Below are 22,648 nucleotides of genomic sequence, written 5' to 3' on the forward strand. Positions count from 1 at the left end.
GGGTCGTCCAGCGGCGTCCATCTGCTCCCTCGTCCTGGCTGTGCGGCCGACGCCGGCCCGCCGGCCGTCCGGGTGTCGGACGGCCGGCGGGCGGTGGGTCAGAGCGGGTCGACCGAGTCGGCCTGCACGCCGCGGTCGCCCTGGCTGGCGGTGTACTCGACCCGCTGGCCCTCGTCGAGGCTGCGGTAGCCGCCCCGGTCGGCGATCGCGGAGAAGTGCACGAACACGTCGTCGCCGCCGTCGTCGGGCTCGATGAAGCCGAAGCCCTTGTCGGCGTTGAAGAAGCGCACGGTGCCCTGGCCACCGGTGCCGCCGCCGCCACCGGCGCGCGGTGCGCGCGGTGCCCGGTCGTCGCGGCGGGGCCGCTCGTCCCGGCGCGGGCGCTCGTCCCGACGGTCGTTGCGGGCCGGGGGCCGGCCGCCGCCGTCGACGGGCGCGACGTGGTCGGCCTGCATGCCGCGCTGGCCGGGGCTGGCGGAGTACTCGACCCGCTGGCCCTCGTCCAGGCTGCGGTAGCCGCCGTCGTCGGCGATCGCGGAGAAGTGCACGAACACGTCGTCGCCGCCCTCGTCGGGCTCGATGAACCCGAAGCCCTTCTCGGCGTTGAAGAACCGCACCGTGCCCTGCGAGCCGCCGCCACCGCGCGGTGCGCGGGGAGCCCGGTCGTCACGCCGGTCGTTGCGGGCCCTGTCGTCACGTGCCGGGGCCCGGCCGCCGCCCAGCGCCTCGACCGAGTCCGCCTGCAGGCCCTTCTGGCCCGGGCTGGCGGTGTAGGAGACCCGCTGGCCCTCCTCCAGGCTGCGGTAGCCACCGTGGTCGACGATCGCGGAGAAGTGCACGAACACGTCGTCGCCGCCCTCGTCGGGCTCGATGAACCCGAAGCCCTTCTCGGCGTTGAAGAACCGCACCGTGCCCTCGGACCCACCGCCACCGCTGCCGCCGCCACGGGGGGCGCGCACCTCGCGGTAGTCGTCACGGTGACCGCGCTCGGCCCGGGCCGGCGCGCGACCGGCGCCGCCGCCCAGCGGGCGGATGGTGTCCGCCTGCAGACCGCGGTCGCCCGGGCTGGCCTCGAACTCGACCCGCTGCCCCTCGTCCAGACTGCGGAAGCCGCCGTCGTCGGCGATCGCGGAGAAGTGCGCGAACACGTCCTGCCCGCCGTCGTCGGGCTCGATGAAACCGAACCCCTTCTCCGCGTTGAACCACTTGACCGTGCCCTGGGGCATCCTGCGACTCCTGCACATCTCGACTCAGCTGGTACCTACCGGTACCAATGTCCCCCAGTGTGCCGCCCCGCGGCCAGCCGCCGGTGGGTGAGGTCAGCCGCGGCGGTCGGCGAGGCCCCTTCGATCCTGCAAGAAGGGGTAGCGGTCCCGGGTGGCGGCCACCTCGGCGGCGTCGACGTCGGCGAGCACGATCGTCTCCACCCCCGAGGCGGTGGCCAGCAGCTCGCCGGTGGGGCTCACGACCCGGCTGTCGCCGGCGTGGTGGGTGCCGTCGGCGGCGTCCCCGACCCGGTTGCAGCCGACCACGTAGGCCTGGTTCTCGATCGCCCGGGCCGACAGCAGCGTCGTCCAGTGCTCCCTCCGGGCGCGCGGCCAGTTCGCCGGCACGAGGAAGACGTCGGTCGTCGGGCCGGCCGCCCAGAAGACGTCGGCGAAGCGCAGGTCGTAGCAGATGAACGGGGTGATCCGCAGGCCGCCGACCTCGACGGTCACCGGCCCGGTGCCGGACCGGAAGCGGGTGCGCTCGGCGGCGAAGGGGTGCAGCTTGCGGTAGCGGTGGGTGCTGCCGTCGGGGCCGGCGAGCACGAAGGTGTTGTGCGGCAGCTCCTCGCCGTCCCCGATCTCCGGGCAGGTGCCGGCCACCCACACGCCGTGCTCGGCGGCCTGCGCGGCGAGGAACTGCGCGGACGGTCCGCCCTCGGGCTCGCCGATGCCCGGCGTCATGGAGAACCCGGTGGAGAAGGTCTCGGTGAGCAGCACCAGATCCGCACCGGCGCCCACCGCCCTGGCGACCTGCGGGGCGAGCCGGGCGAAGTTCGCGTCCCGGTCCTCCCAGACGATGTCGTGCTGGACAGCGGCGATCCTCACTGCATCTCCCCCAGTCGCCGGGCGGCTTCCCCGAGCACCTCGTCGCGCTTGCAGAAGGCGAAGCGCACCAGGTGCCGGCCCAGGTGCGCGTCCGCCGCACCGTAGAAGACCACGGACGGGACGGCGACCACCCCGGCGCGGGCGGGCAGCGCGCGGCAGAACGCCACGCCGTCCCCGTCGGGCTGCCGCGGCCGGACGTCGACGGTGGCGAAGTACGTCGCCTGCGGGCTGACCACCGGCAGGCCCGCGGCGGCCAGCCCGGCGGTGAGCAGGTCGCGGCGGCGCTGCAGGTCGGCGGCGACGCCGGCGAAGAAGGCGTCGGGCAGCCGCAGCCCGGCGGCGACCGCCGGCTGGAACGGCCCGCCGTTGACGAAGGTCAGGTACTGCTTGGCGGTGCGCACCGCGGCCACCAGCGGCGCCGGCCCGCAGACCCAGCCGATCTTCCAGCCGGTGGTGGAGAAGGTCTTCCCGCCGCTGCTGACCACGAGCGTGCGGTCGGCCATCCCGGGCAGCGTCGCGATCGAGGTGTGCGCGGCGCCGTCGAACACCAGGTGCTCGTAGACCTCGTCGGTGAGCACCAGCAGGTCCGCGGCGCTGGCGACCTCGGCCAGCACCGCCAGCTCGGCGGCGGTGAACACCTTGCCGGTGGGGTTGTGCGGGGTGTTGAGCAGCAACATCCGGGTGCGCGGGGTGACCGCGGCGCGCAGCTCCGCCTCCTCGAAGGTCCACGCCCCGGTGCCCACCTCGCCGACCGCGACCGCCGGCGGGTGCAGCGGCACCGGGCGCAGCACACCGCCGGCCATGGCGACCGCGGCGGCGTAGCTGTCGTACATCGGCTCGAACAGCACGACCTCGTCGCCGGGCTCGAGCAGCGCCAGCAGTGCCGCGGTGAGCGCCTCGGTGGCGCCGGCGGTGACCAGCACCTCGCCGTCCGGGTCGTACGCCAGCCCGCGGAAGCGCAGCTGGTGCGCAGCGATCGCCGTCCGCAGCTCGGGCAGGCCGGGGCCGGGCGGGTACTGGTCGTGGGCGGTGCCGATGGCGGCCCGGGCGACGTCGAGCACCGCGGCCGGGCCGGGTGAGTCGGGGAACCCCTGGCCCAGGTTGATCGAGCCGGTGGCCACCGCGAGCGCGCTCATCTCGGCGAAGACCGTCGTCCCGAAGCCCTGCAGCCGGGAGGACAGGTACGGCGTGGGGGTCACCCGGTCATCCTGCCGTCCCGGGGGACCTGTGTCGTGGTGGTCAGCCCTCGGCGAGGGTGGCCGCCACCAGGGCGTTGGCGTGCCCGTGCCCCAGCCCGTGTTCTGTCTTGAGCCAGGTCACCAGCTCCATGTGCTTCGTCAGCGGCGAGGCGCGGATCAGGTCCTGCCACTCGGCGACGGGCCGCCCGTACCTCGCCTCGATCGCCGGGAAGTAGCTGGCCGGGCCCTTGGGTGCATCGGACATGGGCCGGGATGCTGCCAGCTCCCGGCGGCTCGTGGACAGGTCAGTGCAGCGCGGCGTCGGCCGGTCCGGTGGCCCAGTGCCGGAAGCGGACGACGAGCCCGGCGCGGGTGGGCGCGCAGCAGTACGGGCCGGCCTGCAGCGGCGTCCCGGCCGGGAAGGGGGCGACCCGCACGAGCTGGAACGGCTCGTCGTCGACCCGGGCGCGGACCGTCACCGCGTCCCCGGAGCGGCTGGCGCGCACGGTGACCCGGCGGCCGGCCCAGGAGGGCACCGGCGCGACCGACCAGTCCGAGCGGCCCAGGGTCACCACCGCACCCACGCTGGGCGCACCGTCGGCGAACTCCACGCCGGCCTTGACCCAGGTCTCGGCATCGGCCCGCAACACCAGACCGGCCTGGTCGAACTGCTGGTCGTAGTCGAGGTCGAAGGTCACCTCGACCGCGCCGGGGTCGGCCAGCGGGGCCAGCAGCGCGTGCGCGGAGTCGTGCACGAACCCGTAGCTGGTGTGCCGCCAGGCGTCGCTGCCCTCGACGGCGGTGACGAGCAGGTCGCCGCCGTCCTCGCGTACCTCGGCCGGGGCCGCCGTCCACGTCCCGGCGCCCCACGGCTGGACGGCGTCGTCGCTGGTGCCCGCACGGTCGCTCATGCCCGCACGCTAGAGGACGCCGGCGTGCCCCTAGCGTGAGGTCATGACCTCCCCGTACATCGCCCGTCCGGAGCTGCTCGACGCCGACCCGCTGGCCGCGACCGGCCGCCCTGTGGGCTGGGGCGTCGTGTCCACCGGCTCCATCGCCGCCGTGGTCACCGCCGACATCGCCCTGCTGCCCGACGCGACGCTGGCCGCGGTGAGCTCCCGGCACGCCGACAAGGCCGCCGCCTTCGCCGAGCGGTTCGGCTTCGCCGCCTCCTACGGCGACGACGACACCCGCTCCGGCCTGGACGCGCTGCTCGCCGACCCAGCCGTCGAGGTCGTCTACGTCGCCACGCCGCACGCCCAGCACGCCGCCGTGGTGCGCGCGGCGCTGACCGCCGGCAAGTCGGTGCTGGTGGAGAAGCCCATCACCATCAACGCCCGCGAGGCCACCGAGCTGGCCGAGCTGGCGCAGCTGCGCGGCGTCTTCCTGATGGAGGCGGTCTGGACCCGGTTCCAGCCGGCCTACCAGCGGGCGCTGCAGATCGCCGCCTCTGGCGAGCTGGGCCAGGTGCACTGGGTCAACGCCGAGGTGTCCTTCCCCGCCCCGGCCGACCCGGGCGCGCGCATCTGGGCCCGCGCCGACGGCGGCGGTGCCCTGCTCGACCTCGCCGTCTACCCGCTGCTGTGGGCCTGGGGCACGATCGGCCTGCCGGACGCGGTGACCGCCGTCGGCACGCTGAACTCCGAGGGCGTCGACGCGCAGAACGCCCTGTCGCTGACCTACGACTCCGGCGCGCAGGCGCAGCTGACCACCTCCCTGCTGGCCCGCTCCCCGCACACCGCGCTGGTCTGTGGCACCGAGGGCTGGCTGCGCGCCGAGGGCGCGGACTCGGTCTACCGGCCCGAGCGGCTCGAGGTGCAGGTCGGCGACGCCCCGGTGCGGGTGGAGGAGTTCGAGCGGATCGGGTCCGGCTACGTGCACGAGCTGCGCGAGGTCACCCGCTGCCTCCAGCAGGGGCTGACCGAGAGCCCGGTCATGCCGGTCGAGGACTCGCTGGCCCTGATGCGCTTCCTCGACGGCGTCCGCGCCCAGCTCGGCGTCGTCTACCCGAACGACTGACGTCGATGGAGTCCCAGCGCTGCGGAAACCGTGGCGCTGGGACTCCATCGACCCCCGGGACGATGGAGCCGGGACCGACTGTGCGGTCAGCGGGGTCCGGCGGCCGGGAGAGGCCCGGTGAGCGCACTGTCGGCGTCCGGGTCGCGACCCGCCCCGGCGGCGCTACCGTGTGCCAGTGATCACCGTCTGCGGCGAGCTCGTGATCGACCTGATCCCCGCCGGGGAGACCCGGCCAGGGCAGGCCCCGCAGTACACCGCCTTCCCCGGCGGCAACGCGCTCAACGTGGCCGTCGCCGCGGCGCGGCTGGGCGCGGTCAGCCACCTGATGGCCCGGGTCGGTCCCGGCCCGTTCGGCGCGCTGCTGCGCGGGCACGCCGCGGCCAACGGGGTCGGCACCGACGCGATGCTGGACGCAGCCGAGCCGGTGAGCCTGGCCGTGGTGGAGCTGGCCGCGGACGGCTCGGCCGGCTACTCGTTCCACACCGTCGGCGCCGCCGACTGGCAGTGGACCGCCGAGGAGCTGGCGCGGGCCTGGCCGGCCGACACCCGGATCGTGCACGTCGGGTCGATCTCCAGCTGGACGCCGCCGGGCTCGGCCGCCATCGCCGACCTGGTCGCCCGGGTCCGCGCCGACGGGACGGCGCTGGTGAGCTTCGACCCCAACGTCCGCCCCGGGCTGATCGCCGACGCCGACGCCGTACGGGCCCAGGTCGAGCTGCTGCGGCGCACCGCCGACGTGGTCAAGGTCAGCGCCGAGGACCTGCAGTGGCTCGACCCCGGCGCCGACCTGGACGCCACCGCCCTCGCCTGGGCCGCCGAAGGGCCCTCACTGGTGGTCGTGACCGACGGCGGGGAGCCGCTGCGCGCGGCCCGGCCCGACGGCACCCTGCTGCGCCGCCGCCCGCCGGTGGTGGACGTGGTCGACACCGTGGGCGCCGGGGACAGCCTGGCCGCCGGGCTCTTCGCCGGCCTGGCCCGCACCGGGGTGCTCACCTCCGCCGCGCTGCGCGAGCTCCCCGAGGCCGACCTCGCCGCGCTGCTGGACGACGCCGCGCTGGTGGCCGCGCTCGCCTGCACCAAGGCCGGGGCCAACCCGCCCACGCTGGCCGAGCTGGAGGCCGCCCGCGCCCGCTGAAGGACGCCCTTGCCCCCCGCCCCACGCTCCGCGCGAGCCGGGACCCTGCACGGGGGCCAGACCGCTCCCCGGTCCGCGACCCGCCGTCCGGGAGACTGCTGCGGTGAGCGCCGAGACCATGTTGCTGCTGGTGCTGGGTGCGGTGGCGGTGATCGTCGCCGTCCGGGCGATCGCCGACCGGACCGGGCTGCCGGCCGCCGCCCTGCTGACCCTCGTCGGGATCGCGTACGCGCTGCTGCCCGGCCCGAACGTGGCGCTGGACCCGCACCTGGTGCTCACCCTCGTGCTGCCGCCGCTGCTCTACAGCGCGGCGCTGGACTCCTCGCTGACCGCGATCCGCCGGAACCTGCGCACGGTGGTCAGCCTGTCGGTGCTGCTGGTGCTGGTGACCGCGCTGGTCATCGGCGCCGGGTTCGCGCTGTTCGTCACCGGGGCGACGCTGGCCGCCGGCATTGCACTGGGCGCCGCGGTCGCCCCGCCGGACCCGGTCGCCGCGCTGTCGGTGGGCCGCAAGGTGGGCCTCCCGCCGCGGCTGATCACCCTCATCCAGGGCGAGGGTCTGCTCAACGACGCCACCGCGCTGACCATCCTCACCGTCGCGGTCACCGCCGCCCAGGGCGACGGCTTCTCCACCCCGGCGGCGGTCGGTGAGTTCACCATCGCCGCGGCCGGTGGCGTCGCCGCCGGGCTGGTGGTGGCCTACGGCGTCCGGCCGCTGCGCCGACTGCGCCGCGACCCGCTGACCTCCAACGCGATCTCGCTGGCCACCCCGTTCGTGGCCTACCTGCTGGGCGAGGCGGTGCACGTCTCCGGAGTGCTGGCCGTCGTCGTCGCCGGGCTGGTCATCGGGCACAACGCGCCGTACTGGACGTCGGGGGCGAGCCGGCTGCAGACCGACGCGGTGTGGCGGCTGGTCGACTTCCTGCTCGAGGGCATCGTGTTCCTGCTCATCGGCCAGCAGCTGCCCGAGGTCATCCGCGGGCTGGGCCAGTACGACACTTCCACCGTGGTGATCGCCGCGTCGATCACCGTCGGGTCCGTGCTGCTGATCCGGCCGCTGTGGCTGCTGCTGACGGAGTCGCTGCCCGCCTCGATGCACATCCGCCTGGGCGGGGACACCGAGAGCAGCGCCAAGTTCGCCGGGCGGCTGTCGGGCCGGGAGATCGTCGTCCTGAGCTGGGCGGGCACCCGCGGCGTCATCAGCCTGGCCGCGATCTTCACCCTGCCGCTGGTCACCGACTCCGGGGCGCCGTTCCCCGACCGGGACCTGCTGCTGTTCTGCGCGTTCCTGGCGGTGCTGGTGACCCTGGTCGGCCAGGGCATCACCTTCGCCCCGCTCGTGCGGGCGCTGGGCTGCCGCGCCGACCAGGCCGACGAGGCCCGGCTGCGCAACGAGGCCCGGATCGCGGCGGTGGAGGCGGGGCTCGCCCGGCTGGACACGCTGCAGTCGGAGGAGCACGACGCGGTCGACGACCGGGCGATCGAGGCGATGCGCGGCCAGCTCACCACCCGGCTGGACCGCTACCGCAAGCGGCTGGACCTGCTGAACTCCGCCGAGGGCGGGGAGATCCCGCTGTCCCCGGGCTACGAGGCCGCGCTGCGGCTGCGGCGCGCCGTCATCGCCGCCGAGCGCGAGGAGCTGCTGCGCTGGCGGGACGGCGCCCGGCTGCCCGACGAGGGCCTGCGCATCCTGGAGCGCGAGCTGGACCACGAGGAGGGCCTGCTGCCCAAGCGGTGAGGTGTCGACACCGGGTGCCGGTCACGACAGGCTGTCGGGACCAGGACACCGGCGAGAGGGGCACGGCGATGGCAGCGCGCTACGAGTACGTGGTCGACGAGGTCCGCGAGGGCATGATCGGCGGCAAGATGTCCGGCGACAAGCTGGCGAAGGTGCTCAACCAGCGGGCCCGCGACGGCTGGCAGCTCAAGGCGATCACCTCCGTCGAGGTCAAGGGCCGCGTGGGGCCGGGCGGCGTCGACGGCATCCTGGTGACCTTCGAGCGGCCCGTCGGCTGAGCGGACCGCCGGCCCTCAGACGGGCAGGCCGGCGAGCCCGGCGGCCAGCCCGAGGACGGCGCAGACGCCCAGCGTGCGCAGCACCGACCAGCGCAGCCGGAACAGCAGCACCGCCGCGACGCACGCGATCGCCAGGGCCACCCAGCGCGGCGTGCCGAGGTCGGGCAGCTCGAGGCTCAGCCCCCACCGGTCGACCGCGACCACGCCGGTGAACAGCGTGTGTACCGCGAAGTACAGCCCCAGGTTGGCGATCACCCCGACCACGGCGGCGGTGATGCCGGTCAGCGCCGCCGACAGCGACCGGTTGCCGCGCAGCCGCTCCATGTAGGGCGCGCCCAGCAGCACGAACAGGAAGCTGGGCACGAAGGTCACCCACGTGACCAGCAGCGAGGCGAGCACCGCCGCCGCCCACGGGTCGAGGCTGCCGGGGTCGCGGTAGGCGCCCAGGAAAGCCACGAACTGCACCACCATGATCAGCGGCCCGGGCGTGGTCTCGGCCAGCGCGAGGCCGCGCACCATCTCCCCCGGCGCGAGCCAGCCGTAGACGCCGACCGCCTGCTGGGCGACGTAGGCCAGCACCGCGTAGGCCCCGCCGAAGGTGACCACCGCGGCGCCGGAGAAGAACAGCCCCTGCTCGGTGAAGACGCTGGCCGCGCCGGTCAGCAGCGCCACCGCGGCGAGCGGCACGCCCCAGGCGACCAGGCCCACGACCAGCACCCGCAGCGTGCGGCGGGCCGAGGGGGCCTCGGTGTGCAGTTCGTCGTCGGAGATCAGCGGCGCCGGCCCGTCGTCGACGTCCTTCGCCTTCTCCGGCACGGCCGCGGGGCGCCACCGGTGCAGCGCCCAGCCGGCGACCCCGGCCAGCGCGACCACCACCGGGAACGGGACGCCGAACAGCGCGAGCGCGACGAAGGCGGCGACCGCGATGCCCAGCAGCACCCGGCTGGTCAGCGCCCGCTTCCCGACCCGGGTCACCGCCTGCACCACGATCGCGACCACCGCCGGCGCGAGCCCGGCGAAGACGGCGGTGACCGCGGTGGTCTCGCCCCAGGCCACGTAGACCGCCGACAGCACCAGCAGCGCGACCACGCCGGGCAGCACGAACAGCCCGCCGGCGACCAGCCCGCCGCGGGTGCCGTGCATCAGCCAGCCGACGTAGGTGGCCAGCTGCTGCGCCTCGGGCCCGGGCAGCAGCATCGAGTAGTTCATCGCGTGCAGGAAGCGGCGCTGCCCGATCCAGCGCTTCTCCTCCACCAGCGTCCGCTGCATGACCGCGATCTGCCCGGCCGGCCCGCCGAAGGTCTGCAGCGAGATGAGGAACCAGGCGCGCACCGCGGTGCCGAAGGGCACCACGGGCGTGGTCCCGGCGGACGGGTCGGGGGCTGGGCGCACCAGACCAGGATGGCTGCCGCAGGTGAACGGTCGGGGATCCGGCTCCTAGGCTGACGGGATGATCCTCATCGTCGTGAAGTGGCCGGTCCGTCCCGAGTTCGACGAGCAGTGGCCGGAACTGGTGCGGGAGTTCACCGACGCCGTGCGGGCCGAACCGGGCAACGTGTTCTTCGAGTGGTCGCGCAGCGTCGACGAGGCGCACACCTGGGTGCTGGTCGAGGGCTTCCGGGACGCCGAGGCCGGCGGCGTGCACACCGCGTCCGAGCACTTCCAGAAGGCGATCGCCGAGATGCCGGACTGGGTGTCGGCGACGCCGTCGATCATGTACGTCGACTCCCCCGACCTGGCCGGCTGGGGCCCGATGGGCGAGGTCCAGCCCCGCGGCTGACCCAGGCGGCGGGGCCGGCGGCACCGTCAGGCGGCCGGCTTCTGCTCCCCTGCCTCGACCGCGACCGGCAGCCGGTTCTCCGGCGGTGGGAGCGGGCAGGTGGCGAAGGCGGTGTAGGCGCACGGCAGGTTGGTGGCCCGGTTGAAGTCGACGGTCACGGTCCCGTCCGCAGCGGGCCCGGTCACCTTCAGCTGGCGGTTGGCCGCGTACGTGGTGACCCCGGACGTCGCGTCGGTGAACAGCACCAGGAGGCGGTCCGGGGACCCGTCGTCGAACGCGGTGAGCGCCAGCGGCTGCCCGTCGACGGTGAACTCGATCCGGCCCCGCGCCTCGTGCACGAGCTCGAGCCCCTCCACGACCGAGCCCACGGTGGTCGGCCGGGGCCGGTCGAAGGGCACGAACCGGCCGGTCAACCGCCACCGCGGGTCCGGCGCGTAGGCCGGCGTCCCGGCGTAGGCCGCCCGCACGGGGGCGGCCGGGTCGCGCGGCCGGACGACGTCCGACCCGCCGCGCCGGGCGACCTCGACGACGATGTCGCCGGTCAGGGCCTCGACGCCCTCGCCTTCCGGGACCACCCCGAACTCGTGGACGCCGCTGAGCACGACCCCGTCCACGGTGAGCTGCTCGCCCGCGGCGAGCCGGACGACGGGGCCGGCCGGCCCGCTCCACCACTCCCCGGGGATGCCGGTGATCCGCTGCGGCTCCCCCGTCAGCCAGTACATGCCGGTGATGGAGAGGAAGCCGTGCTCATCCGCGCGGACGGCTTCGTGACCGGCGTGCCAGCTGCGCCACTCCTCGGCGAAGGCGGCATCGGCGGACGGGGGGACCTCGGTGTGGCTCATCGCTGCTCCTGGACGTGGTGGACGGCCCGGGCGTCGTCCAGCGGCTGCCAACGCACGGGGACCCGGCCGTAGTCCGGGACGGCACGAGGCCCCCGCTCACCGGTGTGAGCGAGGGCCTCGGCCTGTCGGGGTGCCGTCCGGGGCGCGGTCAGCGCCCCGGACGAGCGGTCACTTCCGGACGTCGATGGTGACCGTGTTCGTGCTGGTCACCTCCGCCCCGAAGGCGTCGGTCATCGTCAGCGTGCAGTCGAAGGTCGCCGTCCCGACCTGCGTGGGCGTGCCGCGCAGCTGGAAGTTGGCGTTCTGCCCGGCCGGGTAGTCGCGGTTGGTGACCTGCTGGGCGGACCCGGGGGCCAGCTCGAGCGTCATCGCCGGACCGGACGTCTGGGTGCAGCTGTAGGCGAACGTGCTGCCCACGAGCTTCCCCGTGCCCTTGTTGCCGAACTGCACGACCACCTGCACGTTCTGCTTGACGTTCGCCCGGACGACCGACCCGTTGTTGATCTGGGAGTACAGGGCCGTCGTCGTGGGCGGCGGGGTGACGACCACGTCGAAGGTCACCGGGTTGGCCTTGTTGCCGGCCTCGTCGGTGGCGGTGCAGGTGACCTTCGTCGTGCCGATCGGGAACAGCGAGCCCGACGGCGGGGTGCAGACCGGGGTGATCGCCCCGTCGCGGGTGTCGCCGGCCTCGGGCAGCGTGTAGGTCACCCTGGCACCGTCGACGCCGGTGGAGGTGGCCCGCACGGTGTCGTGCCCGGCGATGCGGGGCGCGAGCTGGTCACTCGGGCGCGGGGCGAGCTTCGTCGGGTCGACGATGCCCCAGTAGGCGGGCTTGGCCTCCAGCTGGTCACCGAAGGGCAGCGGCGCCTCCCACGGGCGGGCCGCAGGCCACGTCCGCAGCCAGCTGCGGGCGTTGCTGATCCCCCAGAAGGTGACCGACTCGACCGACTCCTCGTGCGTCCGCAGCATGGCGAACAGGTCGCGGTAGTAGTACCCGTTCTCCAGCTCGGCCTCGGTCTGGTCGGCCATCCCCGGACGGTGCTGGGGCACGGTCCCGGCACTGACGTCGGCGCCGTTGTTCTCCGCCGAGGTGCTCACGTCGAGCTCGGTGATCGCCTGCAGCAGCGTCGGGTCGAGCGCCTCGACGGCGTCCATGGACGCGTCCAGCCACTCGATCGGCCGACTGAAGTCGACGTGCGCCTGGTGGCCCACGCCGTCGATCGGCACCCCGCGCTGCTTCAGCGCGGCGATCAGCTCGAGGTAGTCGACCCGCTTGGTCGGCATCTCGGTGTTGTAGTCGTTGATGAAGAGCTTCGCGTCCGGGAAGTACTCGTTCGCGAACCCGAACGCGTCGTCGACGAACGTCTCGCCGAGCACCTGGAACCAGCGGCTGTTGCGCATGTCGTGCACGTTGGCGTTGTCGGCGTCGTCGATGACCTCGTTGACGACGTCCCACGCCCAGATCGGGCTGTCGCCGTCCGGGTACCGGGCGTTGACGTGGTCGGCGATGGCCTTGATGTGGGCCTCCATCCGGGACCGCAGCAGCGCCTGGTCGGCGGCGCTGTTGGTCAGGTCCCGGCTGCCGTCCTTGAAGAACCAGTCCGGGGTCTGCGAGTGCCAGGCCAGCACGTGGCCGTAGACCTGCACGTCGTTGGCGTCGGCGAAGTCCAGCAGCGCGTCCAGGTCACCGAAGGTGAAGACCCCCTCGGTCGGCTGGATCTCGGCCGGCTTGCCGTCGTTCTCCGGGGTGAAGGTGTTGAAGTGCTTGGTCAGCAGCTTCGCCGGGCGCCCGACGGTCTCACGGGAGTCGATCGCGGTGCTCACGTGCTCGAAGCCCTGGGCGCCGAGCACGTCCTTCAGCGCCGGGACGTCCTGGATGGGCTCCTCGACGACGGGCGTCATCCGGAGGTCGTCGATGGCGAAGGAGGCGTTCGCGGTGCCCTCGACGTACAGCTGCGCCTTGTCGATCGGCGCACCGAGGACGTAGGTGCCCTTCAGCTCGGTCCAGGCGTCGGCCGTGACGACGGCGGCGGCGCCACCGACACCCTCGTAGTTGGTGACCGTGCCCTTGTCGCGCTGCACGGAGAGCTGCAGGGACGCCGGCGCCTGGCCGGGGGCCAGCTTGGCCCACACCGAGACGGCCACGGCCTGGCCGATGGCGACGTTCTTCGTGACGTCGATCGCCGGGCCCTGCCAGTTCTGCAGCCGGTTGGTGACCGTCAGGCCGGCGGTGCCGTTGCGGCCGGCGCCCGGCGTGACGGCGACCTGGGCGGCACCGCGGGCGGCCCAGCCCTGCAGGCCGGACTCGAAGTCGGTGGACAGCGGCGCGGCGGTGCCCGGTGCGACGGGTGCGGCGGCCTCGCCGACGATGCGCACGTCGTCGACGTAGAACTGCTGGGTCACGTCGGGGCTCTCCAGGTACAGCTCGAGCCCGCTGTTGGCGGTGCCGAACGTGTACTGGCCGCCGACCTTGGTCCAGGTGCTGTCGGAGACGGGGATCTGGTAGCCGCCGACGGTGTCATAGGTCGTCGTCCCGCCGGTGGTCGTGCGGACCGAGCTGACGGTGATCTGGTCGGTGGTGGCGGCCGGGTCGGACCCGGTGCCGGCCTTGAGCCGGACCCAGGCCTCGACCTCGTAGGTGCCGGCGGGCATGAACGCGGCGGCGTTCAGCGCGGGGCCGTGCCAGGCGGCGGTGCGGCCGGTGGCGAGCAGGCTCTGCGCGCCGGTGCGCGCCTGCTCGGTGGTGACGGCGACCTTGGCGTCACCGCGGCCGACCCAGCTCGCGGTGCCGGACTCGAAGCCGGTCTCGTAGACGGTGGCGGGGGCGGCGGAGGCGGCGGGCGCGGCCAGCAGGCCCACCCCTCCGGCCATGGCGAGGCAGAGGGCCCCTGCGCTCAGACGACGATGTCCCATGTGTGGCGTTCTCCTCGGGCGGCGGTGCTCGGGTGGGAAGTCACGGAAAGTGTCGGAAGTCTCTCGGCACTGCGAAGAAGTGAAACACCACGGAAACCGGGGGTCAATGATCCCGACACCGTTCGTTCGCCCGGCCGTGGACTGGTTCCCACGCCGACCCGTGACCGGCCGTGACCGACTTGTGATCGAAAGCTTCCGGAAACGATCGCGGGCGGCGCGTCGCTGGCGCGTCCGTCACCCTGAGTCCGCGCTGAGCGCTGCGGGTGAACTGCGTCACACCGTCGGCGCCTGCCCACGCCGGGAGGCCGCGACCCGCTCCGGCCGGTGTGTCATCGTCGGCGGCATGGTGAACGTCCTGTCCGTCCAGTCGCACGTGGCCTACGGCCACGCCGGCAACGCCTCGGCGGTGTTCCCGCTGCAGCGGCTGGGCATCGAGGTCTGGCCCGTGCACACCGTGCAGTTCTCCAACCACACCGGCTACGGCGCCTGGACCGGCCGGGTGTTCGACGGTCAGGCCGTCGAGGAGGTCGTGCAGGGCATCGAGGACCGCGGCGTGCTCGGCGGCTGCGACGCCGTCCTGTCCGGGTACCTGGGCTCGGCCGACATCGGCCACGCGGTGCTCGGGGCCGTGGCGAAGGTGCGGGCCGCCAACCCGGACGCCGTCTGGTGCTGCGACCCGGTGATCGGCGACGTCGGGCGCGGCGTGTTCGTCCGGCCCGGCATCCCCGAGTTCATGCGCGAGGTCGCCGTCCCGGCCGCCGACATCGTCACCCCCAACCACTTCGAGCTGGACCTGCTCGCGGAGCGGGAGACGCACACGCTGGCCGAGGTGACCGAGGCCGCGGCCGCCGTGCAGGCGATGGGGCCGCGCGTGGTGCTCACCACCTCCCTGGTCACCGAGGACACCCCCGACGACGCCGTCGACCTGCTGGCGTCGGAGGGCGGGCGGCACTTCCGGGTGCGGACGCCGCGGTTGGACCTGGCGGTCAACGGCGCAGGCGACGCGATCGCCGCGCTGTTCCTGGCCCACTGGCTGGCCACCCGGTCCGCCGAGCAGGCGCTGGGCGCGGCCGCGGCCTCGGTGTTCGGGCTGCTGCGGATGACGGCCGAGGCCGGCTCCCGCGAGATCCTGCTGGTCGCCGCCCAGGACGAGTACGTCTCCCCCACCCGCACCTTCGACGTGACCGAGGTCCGACCATGACCGACTTCCCCACCCTGTCCGAGCTGGCCGCGCAGGAGACCGAGCTCCAGCTCCCCGGCTTCACCAACGACGACGCCTGGGCCCTCGGCTCGGCACTGGTCGCCCGCGCGCAGGCCGAGCAGCTGCCGGTGGCCATCGAGATCTCCCGGCACTCCCACCAGCTCTTCCACGCCGCCCTGCCCGGCGCGACCCCGGACAACGACACCTGGATCGCCCGCAAGGCCGCCACGGTGCACCGGTTCGGGCACAGCTCCCTCTACGTCGGGCAGCGCTCACGGGAGGCCGGGACGACGTTCGAGGCGGAGTTCGGCCTGGACCCCCAGCAGTACATCGCGCACGGCGGCGGCTTCCCGCTGCTCGTGCGTGACGTCGGCCCGGTCGGCGTCGTGGTGGTCTCCGGGCTCCCGCAGGTCGAGGACCACGCGATGGTCGTGGCCGCGCTCCGCGCCCACCTGACCGCCCGGGGCTGACCGCACCGACGGCGTAGCGTCGGGTCACGGTCACCCGCGCGAGCCCCTGACGACCGTCGGGCGCCGCGCCCTCCCCCGCCGAGCCGTCGGCGGAGTCAGGCCGCTGCCATGACCGCCTCCCCGTTCGCCACCGACGCACCTGCCGCCGCCGAGACCGCGCCGGTGCTGCACGCCGGCGTCCCCGAGGCACCCGGGTGCCCGGCGTGCGCGCACCCGATGAGCGCCCACGACCGCATCGGCGCCCGGTTCTGCCTGGCCACCACCGCCGGCGGGACCGACCGCGGCTGCGTCTGCAGCGCGGCCTGACCTCGGAACCCGGACGACGAGCCACGAGGCCGGCGCGCGTCGTCGCCCACGCAGCCGCGCGGGTGGGCGCAGTACCGGCACGACCGGACGGGCCCCCTACAGTCGGGCGGTGACCGCGCCGCGCCCCGCCGACCCGGCGGACCTGGCCACCCTGCGGGCGGACCTGGCCGCCGACTGCAGCCGCTGCGTCGGGCTGTGCTGCGTGGCCCCGGCGTTCGCCGCCTCGGCCGACTTCGCCCTCGACAAGCCGGCCGGCCGCCCCTGCCCGAACCTGCAGGCCGACTCCCGCTGCGGCGTCCACGCCCGGCTGCGCGACATCGGCTTTCCCGGCTGCACCGTCTTCGACTGCCTCGGCGCCGGCCAGCGGGTCACCCAGCACACGATGGGCGGCCGCGACTGGCGGGAGGGCCCGGAGGTCGCGGCGACGATGTTCGCCGTCTTCCCGGTCATGCGGCAGCTGACCGAGCTGCTGTGGCACCTCACCGAGGCCGGCACGCTGCTCACCGACGGGCCGCTGGCCACCGCGGTGGAGGCGGCGCGCGTCCGCACCGAGGCCCACACCCTCGCCCCCGCACCCGACCTGCTCGCCCTGGACGCCGGCGGCTGGCGCCGCGAGGTCGGCGAGCTGCTCGGGCAGGTCAGCGACGCCGTGCGGGCCGAGGTGCCCGGCCGCGCCCGGGACCGCCGCGGCGCGGACCTGATGGGTGCGGCGCTGCGGGGCGCGGACCTGCACGGGGCGAGCCTGCGCGGCGCGTACCTGATCGGGGCCGACCTGCGCGGCGCGGACCTCCGCCGCACCGACCTGCTCGGGGCCGACCTGCGGGCCGCGGACCTGCGCGGGGCCGACCTGACCGGCGCGCTCTTCGTGGTCCAGCCCCAGCTCACCGCCGCCATCGGCGACGCGGGCACCCGCCTGCCCACGGGGCTGGCCCGACCCGGGCACTGGTCCACCGGCACGACGGACGTCGACCGCTCGCGCACCCGTCGTCCTCCCCGGCGGCGCTGAGCCACCTCGAGGGGCGGCCGCGCGCGGGCCGACCTAGCGTGTGCCGGTGCAGCTGTTCCGGACGAAGTCGATCGAGACCATCTCCGCCGATGCCGGGGACGGGGACGGGGACGCCGGGCCGGACGCCGGCGGGGGTGTCGGCCGGCTGCGCAAGACCCTCAGCGCCCGGCACCTGGTCGGGTTCGGCATCGGCGTGGTCATCGGCACCGGCATCTTCACCCTGACCGGCGTCCAGGCCCGGGACACCGCCGGCCCGGCCGTCGTGCTGTCCTTCGCCCTCGCCGGCGTGGTCGCCCTGCTCGCCGCGCTCTGCTACTCCGAGCTGGCCAGCAGCGTGCCGACCGCCGGCAGTGCCTACACCTACGCCTACGCCACCGCCGGTGAGCTGCTGGCCTGGGTCATCGGCTGGGACCTGTTCCTCGAGTTCGCGCTCGGCGCCGCCGTCGTGGCCCGCGGCTGGTCGGCGTACCTGGGCAACCTGCTGGACCTGCCGCCCTCGCTGTTCGGCGAGGGGGCCGCGGTGGACGTCGGCGCCCTCGCCGTCGTGCTCGCGCTCACGGCGGTGGCGGTGCTGGGGGTCCAGGAGTCGGCCCGGGTCACCACCGTGCTCGTCGTGGTCAAGGTCGCGGTCTGCGTGTTCGTCATCGTGGCCGGCGTCTGGTTCGTCCAGGGCGCGAACCTGACACCGTTCGTGCCGGCGGGCCGACCTTCCGAGGGCGGGCAGGGGCTGGAGCAGCCACTGCTCCAGTGGCTGGCCGGGCTGGAGCCGGCGACCTTCGGCGTCGGCGGGGTGCTGACCGCCGCGGCGGTCGTCTTCTTCGCCTACACCGGCTTCGAGGCGGTGGCGAACCTGTCGGAGGAGACGAAGAAGCCCTCCCGGGACGTCCCGCTGGGCCTGCTCGGCACGTTGGGCCTGGCGACCGCGCTCTACATCGGCGTCGCCTTCGTCGTGGTGGGGATGGTCACCTACACCGACATCGACGCCGGCGCCCCGATCGCCGACGCCTTCGACCAGGTGGGCCTGGGCTGGGCCTCGGCGCTGATCTCGATCGCCGCGGTCGCCGGGCTCACCTCGGTCATCCTGGTCGACCTGATCACGGTCAGCCGGATCGGCTTCGCCATGGGCCGCGACGGCCTCCTGCCCCCGGTCGTGGCGAAGCTGAGCCCGCGCACCGGCACCCCGGTGCGGATGACGCTGCTGTTCGCCGGGCTGGTGCTGGTGATGGTCCTGCTCTTCCCCCTGGCCGAACTGGCCAACCTGGTCAGCATCGGCACGCTGTTCGCGTTCGTCCTGGTGTCCGCCGCCGTCCCGGTGCTGCGCCGGACCCGACCCGACCTGCCCCGGCCGTTCCGGGTGCCCTTCTCCCCCGTCCTCCCGGTGCTGTCGGTGCTGGCCTGCCTGTACCTCATGGCCAACCTGAGCCTGGAGACCTGGCTGCGGTTCCTGGCCTGGCTGGCGCTCGGCCTGGTCGTGTACGTCGCCTACGGGTACCGGCACTCCCGGCTGGGACTGGCCGAGCGGTCCGGGCGACCGAGGGGCTGACGCACGTGCGCGACCAGGGACGACGGCTGCGGGCGGCGGTGGTGCTCACCTTCCCGCTGGCCTTCGCGCTGCACGACCTGGAGGAGGTGCTCGCCGCCGGCGCCTGGGGGCGGCGGGCACCGGCCCTCGTCCGGCAGCGGTTCCCCGGCGTCCCGGACCGGGTCGCCGACGCGACGGCGGTGACGACCGGGCAGATGGCGGTCGCCGTCGGCCTGGTCGGCGCGGGGGTGGCGGTGGTGACCCGGTCGGGCTGGCGGCACCGGGACGGCGACCTCGGTCTGCTGCCGGCCGCGCTGGCCGCCTTCGCCGCGCACGGGGTGACCCACCTGCTCGGCTCGGCTGCCCTGCGCGCCTACACCCCCGGGGTGCTCACGGTCCCGCTGGTCGTCGCCCCGTGGTCGGCGTGGGCCGGCTGGACGCTGCGCCGCAGCGGGACCCGGGTGCCGGCCCCCGGGGAGCTGCTCGGTGCGGCGGCGGCCACGGCGGCGCTGGTCGTGGGCGGACAGGCCGTGGGTGCGGCGGTGGTCCGCCACCGGGCCGACCGTCCGGAGCGCTGAGCACCGCCGTCCCGGGCAGCGGCGCCCGGGCGGCTCAGCTGTCGGCAGCCGCCGGCTCGGCCTCGCTGGCGACGCGGTGGCAGGCGGCGCAGGTGCCGAAGATCTCCAGGGTGTGCTTCACGTCGACGAAGCCGTGCTCGCCGGCGACCCGGTCGGCCCAGCGCTCGACCGTGGGCCCCTCGACCTCGACGGTGCGCCCACAGCTGCGGCAGACCAGGTGGTGGTGGTGGGTGGTGCTGCACCGGCGGTAGATGGCCTCGCCGTTGTCGGTGCGGATCGAGTCCAGCTCGCCGTCGTCGACGAGGGCCTGCACGGCCCGGTAGACGGTGGACAGCCCGATGCTGTCGCCGGCGGCGCGCATCCGGGCGTGCACCTCCTGGGCGCTGTGGAAGCCGTCGAGCTGGTCGAAGACGGCGACCACGGCCGAGCGCTGGCGGGTGTTGCGGATCATCGCGGCATCGTCTCATCCGCGGTGGCACACGTCTCACCGGCCGGCGCGGCGGCGCCGTGCGACACGTGGGCCAGGGCGTCGCGGACGATGTGGGCCACGTGCGGGTCGACGAGCTCGTAGTGCACCTCGCGGTGCCGCCGCTCTCCGACCACCAGGCTCGCGCCGCGCAGCACGCGCAGGTGCTGGGACACCAGCGGCTGGGGTGCGCCGAGGGCGTCGACCAGCTGGTGCACGCACCGGCTGCCGTGCTGGTCGAGCAGGGCGATGATCGCCAGCCGCATCGGGGCGGCCAGCGCGGTCAGGAGCGCACTGGCGGCCTGGACGGTCTCCGGGTCGGCGGCCGGTGCGGCGACCCGCTCCCTGCTCGGCGCTGCGGTCATGGCATCACGGTAACGCCATGTGAGAACTGTTGTCGACTGTGGACTGCTCGGCGGGCTCGTCGTCGTCCCGGCTCCCCCACCCGCGGCGCATCCGCCGGCGCGAGCTGACCCGGCACACCAGGTAGATCAGGAAGCTGATCGTGGTGACGAAGGGGCTGATCGGCACGCTGGTGCCCAGCGCCACCAGGATGCCGCCGACGGCGGAGGTGACGGCGAAGACCACGCTCAGCACCGGCGCCAGCAGCGGGGAGGCGGTCACCCGGAAGGCCGCCGCCGCGGGGGTCACCAGCAGCGAGAGGACCAGCAGCGCCCCCACCACCTGCACGGCGAGGGAGACGGCCAGCGCCAGCAGCACGGTGAACACGATCGACAGCAGCCCGGCCGGCAGCCCGCGGGCCACCGCCACCTCGGGGTCGGCGCTGAGGAAGGTCAGCGGGCGCCAGATCACGGCCAGGCCGACCACCACGACGATCGACAGGCTGATCAGCCACCCCAGCTGCTGGCCGGCCACGGAGACGACCTGACCGGTGAGCAGCCCGAACTTGTTGGCCGCCCGGCCCTCGTACAGCGACAGGAAGAGCACCCCCAGCCCCAGGCCGAAGGGCATGAGGACGCCGATGACGGAGTTGCGGTCCCGGGCCCGGATGCCCAGCGCCCCGATCAGGGCACCGGCGAGCAGCGAGCCGAGCACCGAGCCCAGCGCCACGTTGACGCCCAGCAGCAGCGCGGCCGCCGCACCGGCGAAGGACAGCTCGGCGATGCCGTGCACCGCGAACTGCATGTCCCGCATCTGCACGAAGACCCCGACCAGCCCGCCGATCACGCCCAGCAGGGCCGCGGCGATGAGCGAGTTGTGCACCAGGCCGAGCAGCCGGCCGTAGTCCTCGAAGGTGAAGAAGTCGCTCATCGGTGCTCCACCGTGACGTCGGGGTGGTGGGAGTGGTCGTGCCCGCGGCCGGCCTCGACGGGGTGGTCGGGCGTGCCGACGACGACGATCCGGCCGCGCACGGTGAACACGTCGACCGGCGTCCGGTACAGGTCGGTGAGCGACTCGGAGGTGAGCACCTCGGCCGGGGTGCCCAGCCGGTGCCGTCCGCCGGCGACGTAGAGGACCCGGTCGACCATGTCGAGCACCGGGTTGATCTCGTGGGTCACGAAGACGACCGCCGTGTCGTGCTCGCGGCGACGCCGGTCGATCATCGAGCTGACCGCCCGCTGGTGCCGCAGGTCCAGCGACAGCAGCGGCTCGTCGCACAGCAGCAGCGACGGGTCGCCCACCAGCGCCTGGGCGATCCGCACGCGCTGCTGCTCACCGCCGGAGAGCAGCCCGATCGGGGCGTCGGCGTAGGCGGTCGCCCCCACCGCCGACAGCGCCTCGTCGACGCGGGCACGGTCGGCGCGGCTGCGGGGCCGGAGCCAGTACCGGTCGCCGTCGATGCCCAGGGCGACCAGGTCGCGGGCGCGCAGCGGCGTGGCGGCGTTGAGGGTCTTCTGCTGCGGCACGTAGCCGATGGCCCGGTTGCCCCGGCCCGGCGACCGGCCGGCCACCGACATCGTGCCGGCGGACAGCGGCTGCTCCCCGAGGACGGCCCGCAGGAACGTCGACTTGCCGGCGCCGTTCGGGCCGAGGACGGCGAGGAACTCCCCCGGCACCAGGTCCAGGTCCAGGCCGCTCCACAGCGTGCGGGCACCGAACGACACCGCCGCTCCCCGGGTGGAGAGCGGCGGTGCGGTGCCGGCGTCCGGACGTGCGCCGGCGGTGGTGCTCATCGGGAGGTCAGGCCGACAGCGCGGCGGCGACGGCGTCGATGTTGCTCTGCATCCAGGAAACGTAGTCCTCGCCCTCGGGCAGGGTCTCGGTGACCGGGACGACCGCCACGCCGGCGGACTCGGCGGCGGTGAGCACCTGCTCGGTCTCCGGGCCGGTGGTCTGCTCGTTGTAGACCAGAGCCCTGACCTGACCGCCGGTGAAGAGGTCGAGGGTCTCCTGGAGCACGGCCGGGGCGACGTCGCCACCCTCCTCGATCGCCTCGGAGAACTCCTCGGGCGTGCGGTTCTCCGCACCCAGGGCGTCCAGCAGGTAGCCGGGCACCGGCTCGGTGATCGCGACACCGGCGCCGGAGGTGCTCGGCTGCTGCTCGGCCTCGCTGTCGATCAGGCCCTGGACGGCCTGGCTGAACTCGGCGCCGTTGGCCTCGTAGTCGGCGGCGTTGTCCGGGTCGATCTCGCTGAGCGAGGAGACGATCTCGTCCGACAGCTTCAGGACGGTCTCGAAGTCGTACCAGACGTGCTCGTTGAGCTCCTCGCCCGCGGCCTCGGCCTCGGCCTCGCGGCCGGAGAGCTCGACCACGTCGATCACCGTCGCCTGCGAGTCGCTGGAGGACAGCAGCGTGTCCATGAAGTCGTCGTAGCCACCGCCGTTGGCGATCACCAGGCTGGCGTCGGAGACGGCCAGCTGGGTGCGGGTGTCAGCCTCGTAGGAGTGCGGGTCCGCCGACGGGTCCTCGATGACCGAGGTGACCTCGACGCCGTCCCCGGCGATCGCGGAGACGATGTCGCCGTAGACGTTGGTCGAGGCGACGACGGAGATGCCCCCACCCGACGACGCGGGGGCCGACGAGCCGGAGGTGCCGGCAGCGGCTGCGTCGTCCGACCCGCCGCACGCGGTCAGGAGCAGCAGCGACGAGGCGGCGACTGCCGAGACCGACGGGGGGATGCGCATGTGTCTCTCACTTCCAGGAACGACAACGGTTACCGC

24 protein-coding genes are annotated in these 22,648 nt (G+C 74.3%); 11 read left to right on the forward strand and 13 right to left on the reverse strand.

The window, feature by feature from the left end:
• Positions 1-98: 98 nt before the first annotated feature.
• The 5 genes from O2W14_RS20000 to O2W14_RS10085 form a co-directional block, all read right to left on the reverse strand.
• A complete protein-coding gene (locus O2W14_RS20000) occupies positions 99-1,226 on the reverse strand; it encodes a cold-shock protein (RefSeq protein ID WP_442928833.1) in 1,128 nt (375 codons plus the stop codon).
• Between the two features lie 93 nt (positions 1,227-1,319).
• A complete protein-coding gene (locus O2W14_RS10070) occupies positions 1,320-2,093 on the reverse strand; it encodes a nitrilase-related carbon-nitrogen hydrolase (protein ID WP_269175949.1) in 774 nt (257 codons plus the stop codon).
• A complete protein-coding gene (locus O2W14_RS10075; RefSeq protein ID WP_269175950.1) occupies positions 2,090-3,292 on the reverse strand; it encodes a pyridoxal phosphate-dependent aminotransferase in 1,203 nt (400 codons plus the stop codon). Before O2W14_RS10075 ends, O2W14_RS10070 begins: the two co-directional genes overlap by 4 nt.
• Before the next feature lie 40 nt (positions 3,293-3,332).
• A complete protein-coding gene (locus O2W14_RS10080; RefSeq protein ID WP_269175951.1) occupies positions 3,333-3,536 on the reverse strand; it encodes a DUF4287 domain-containing protein in 204 nt (67 codons plus the stop codon).
• Between the two features lie 40 nt (positions 3,537-3,576).
• Complete coding sequence (locus tag O2W14_RS10085; protein ID WP_269175952.1) at positions 3,577-4,182, reverse strand: DUF1349 domain-containing protein; 606 nt, start codon at positions 4,180-4,182, stop codon at positions 3,577-3,579.
• A gap of 43 nt (positions 4,183-4,225) precedes the next feature.
• Between O2W14_RS10085 and O2W14_RS10090 the strand changes: the two genes are divergently transcribed.
• The 4 genes from O2W14_RS10090 (at position 4,226) to O2W14_RS10105 (ending at position 8,441) form a co-directional block, all read left to right on the forward strand.
• Complete coding sequence (locus O2W14_RS10090) at positions 4,226-5,290, forward strand: Gfo/Idh/MocA family protein (RefSeq protein ID WP_269175953.1); 1,065 nt, start codon at positions 4,226-4,228, stop codon at positions 5,288-5,290.
• Between the two features lie 175 nt (positions 5,291-5,465).
• Positions 5,466-6,425, forward strand: a complete 960-nt coding sequence (locus tag O2W14_RS10095; RefSeq protein ID WP_269175954.1) for a PfkB family carbohydrate kinase — start codon at positions 5,466-5,468, stop codon at positions 6,423-6,425.
• Positions 6,426-6,528: 103 nt separating this feature from the next.
• Positions 6,529-8,163, forward strand: a complete 1,635-nt coding sequence (locus O2W14_RS10100) for a Na+/H+ antiporter (RefSeq protein WP_269175955.1) — start codon at positions 6,529-6,531, stop codon at positions 8,161-8,163.
• A 68-nt stretch (positions 8,164-8,231) separates the two neighbouring features.
• Positions 8,232-8,441, forward strand: coding sequence for a DUF4177 domain-containing protein (locus O2W14_RS10105; RefSeq protein WP_269175956.1), 210 nt, complete (start codon positions 8,232-8,234; stop codon positions 8,439-8,441).
• A gap of 15 nt (positions 8,442-8,456) precedes the next feature.
• On the opposite strand, the gene chrA is transcribed toward O2W14_RS10105, so the two are convergent.
• Positions 8,457-9,833 (reverse strand): chromate efflux transporter, encoded by a 1,377-nt coding sequence (chrA, locus tag O2W14_RS10110; RefSeq protein ID WP_269175957.1) that lies wholly within the window; start codon positions 9,831-9,833, stop codon positions 8,457-8,459.
• A 58-nt stretch (positions 9,834-9,891) separates the two neighbouring features.
• On the opposite strand from chrA, the gene O2W14_RS10115 reads away from it, so the two are divergent.
• Positions 9,892-10,221: a putative quinol monooxygenase gene (locus tag O2W14_RS10115; RefSeq protein ID WP_269175958.1), complete on the forward strand. Its 330-nt coding sequence runs from the start codon at positions 9,892-9,894 to the stop codon at positions 10,219-10,221.
• A 26-nt stretch (positions 10,222-10,247) separates the two neighbouring features.
• Here O2W14_RS10115 and O2W14_RS10120 read toward each other — a convergent pair whose 3' ends face one another.
• Positions 10,248-11,063, reverse strand: a complete 816-nt coding sequence (locus O2W14_RS10120; protein WP_269175959.1) for a DUF1684 domain-containing protein — start codon at positions 11,061-11,063, stop codon at positions 10,248-10,250.
• A gap of 168 nt (positions 11,064-11,231) precedes the next feature.
• Positions 11,232-13,934 (reverse strand): endo-1,4-beta-xylanase, encoded by a 2,703-nt coding sequence (locus O2W14_RS10125; protein WP_269175960.1) that lies wholly within the window; start codon positions 13,932-13,934, stop codon positions 11,232-11,234.
• 385 nt (positions 13,935-14,319) lie between these two features.
• Between O2W14_RS10125 and pdxY the strand changes: the two genes are divergently transcribed.
• From pdxY to O2W14_RS10155, 6 genes are all read left to right on the forward strand, one after another.
• Positions 14,320-15,177: a pyridoxal kinase PdxY gene (gene pdxY / locus O2W14_RS10130; RefSeq protein WP_269175961.1), complete on the forward strand. Its 858-nt coding sequence runs from the start codon at positions 14,320-14,322 to the stop codon at positions 15,175-15,177.
• A complete protein-coding gene (locus O2W14_RS10135) occupies positions 15,174-15,647 on the forward strand; it encodes a heme-degrading domain-containing protein (RefSeq protein ID WP_269175962.1) in 474 nt (157 codons plus the stop codon). The genes pdxY and O2W14_RS10135 overlap by 4 nt, the downstream gene beginning before the upstream one ends.
• Positions 15,648-15,755: 108 nt before the next feature.
• A complete protein-coding gene (locus O2W14_RS10140; protein ID WP_269175963.1) occupies positions 15,756-15,953 on the forward strand; it encodes an RGCVC family protein in 198 nt (65 codons plus the stop codon).
• Between the two features lie 109 nt (positions 15,954-16,062).
• A complete protein-coding gene (locus tag O2W14_RS10145) occupies positions 16,063-16,959 on the forward strand; it encodes a pentapeptide repeat-containing protein (RefSeq protein ID WP_269175964.1) in 897 nt (298 codons plus the stop codon).
• Positions 16,960-17,005: 46 nt separating this feature from the next.
• Positions 17,006-18,502, forward strand: coding sequence for an APC family permease (locus O2W14_RS10150; RefSeq protein WP_269175965.1), 1,497 nt, complete (start codon positions 17,006-17,008; stop codon positions 18,500-18,502).
• Between the two features lie 5 nt (positions 18,503-18,507).
• Positions 18,508-19,059, forward strand: coding sequence for an HXXEE domain-containing protein (locus O2W14_RS10155; protein ID WP_269175966.1), 552 nt, complete (start codon positions 18,508-18,510; stop codon positions 19,057-19,059).
• A gap of 34 nt (positions 19,060-19,093) precedes the next feature.
• On the opposite strand, the gene O2W14_RS10160 is transcribed toward O2W14_RS10155, so the two are convergent.
• Genes O2W14_RS10160 through O2W14_RS10180 form a run of 5 tightly spaced genes read right to left on the reverse strand, consistent with a single transcriptional unit; the run spans position 19,094 to position 22,612 of the window.
• Positions 19,094-19,510, reverse strand: a complete 417-nt coding sequence (locus O2W14_RS10160; RefSeq protein ID WP_269175967.1) for a Fur family transcriptional regulator — start codon at positions 19,508-19,510, stop codon at positions 19,094-19,096.
• Positions 19,507-19,890, reverse strand: coding sequence for an ArsR/SmtB family transcription factor (locus O2W14_RS10165; protein WP_269175968.1), 384 nt, complete (start codon positions 19,888-19,890; stop codon positions 19,507-19,509). The genes O2W14_RS10160 and O2W14_RS10165 overlap by 4 nt, the downstream gene beginning before the upstream one ends.
• 4 nt (positions 19,891-19,894) lie before the next feature.
• The gene (locus O2W14_RS10170) at positions 19,895-20,797 is read right to left on the reverse strand and encodes a metal ABC transporter permease (RefSeq protein ID WP_269175969.1); all 903 of its coding nucleotides are present in this window, start codon (positions 20,795-20,797) and stop codon (positions 19,895-19,897) included.
• Positions 20,794-21,660 carry a metal ABC transporter ATP-binding protein gene (locus tag O2W14_RS10175; protein ID WP_269175970.1) on the reverse strand — a complete coding sequence of 289 codons (867 nt, stop codon included), beginning with the start codon at positions 21,658-21,660 and terminating at the stop codon, positions 20,794-20,796. Before O2W14_RS10175 ends, O2W14_RS10170 begins: the two co-directional genes overlap by 4 nt.
• 7 nt (positions 21,661-21,667) lie before the next feature.
• Positions 21,668-22,612 (reverse strand): metal ABC transporter solute-binding protein, Zn/Mn family, encoded by a 945-nt coding sequence (locus O2W14_RS10180; protein WP_269175971.1) that lies wholly within the window; start codon positions 22,610-22,612, stop codon positions 21,668-21,670.
• Positions 22,613-22,648 lie beyond the last annotated feature (36 nt).

It is taken from the genome of Modestobacter sp. VKM Ac-2986, assembly GCF_026967795.1.
GTDB lineage: Bacteria > Actinomycetota > Actinomycetes > Mycobacteriales > Geodermatophilaceae > Modestobacter.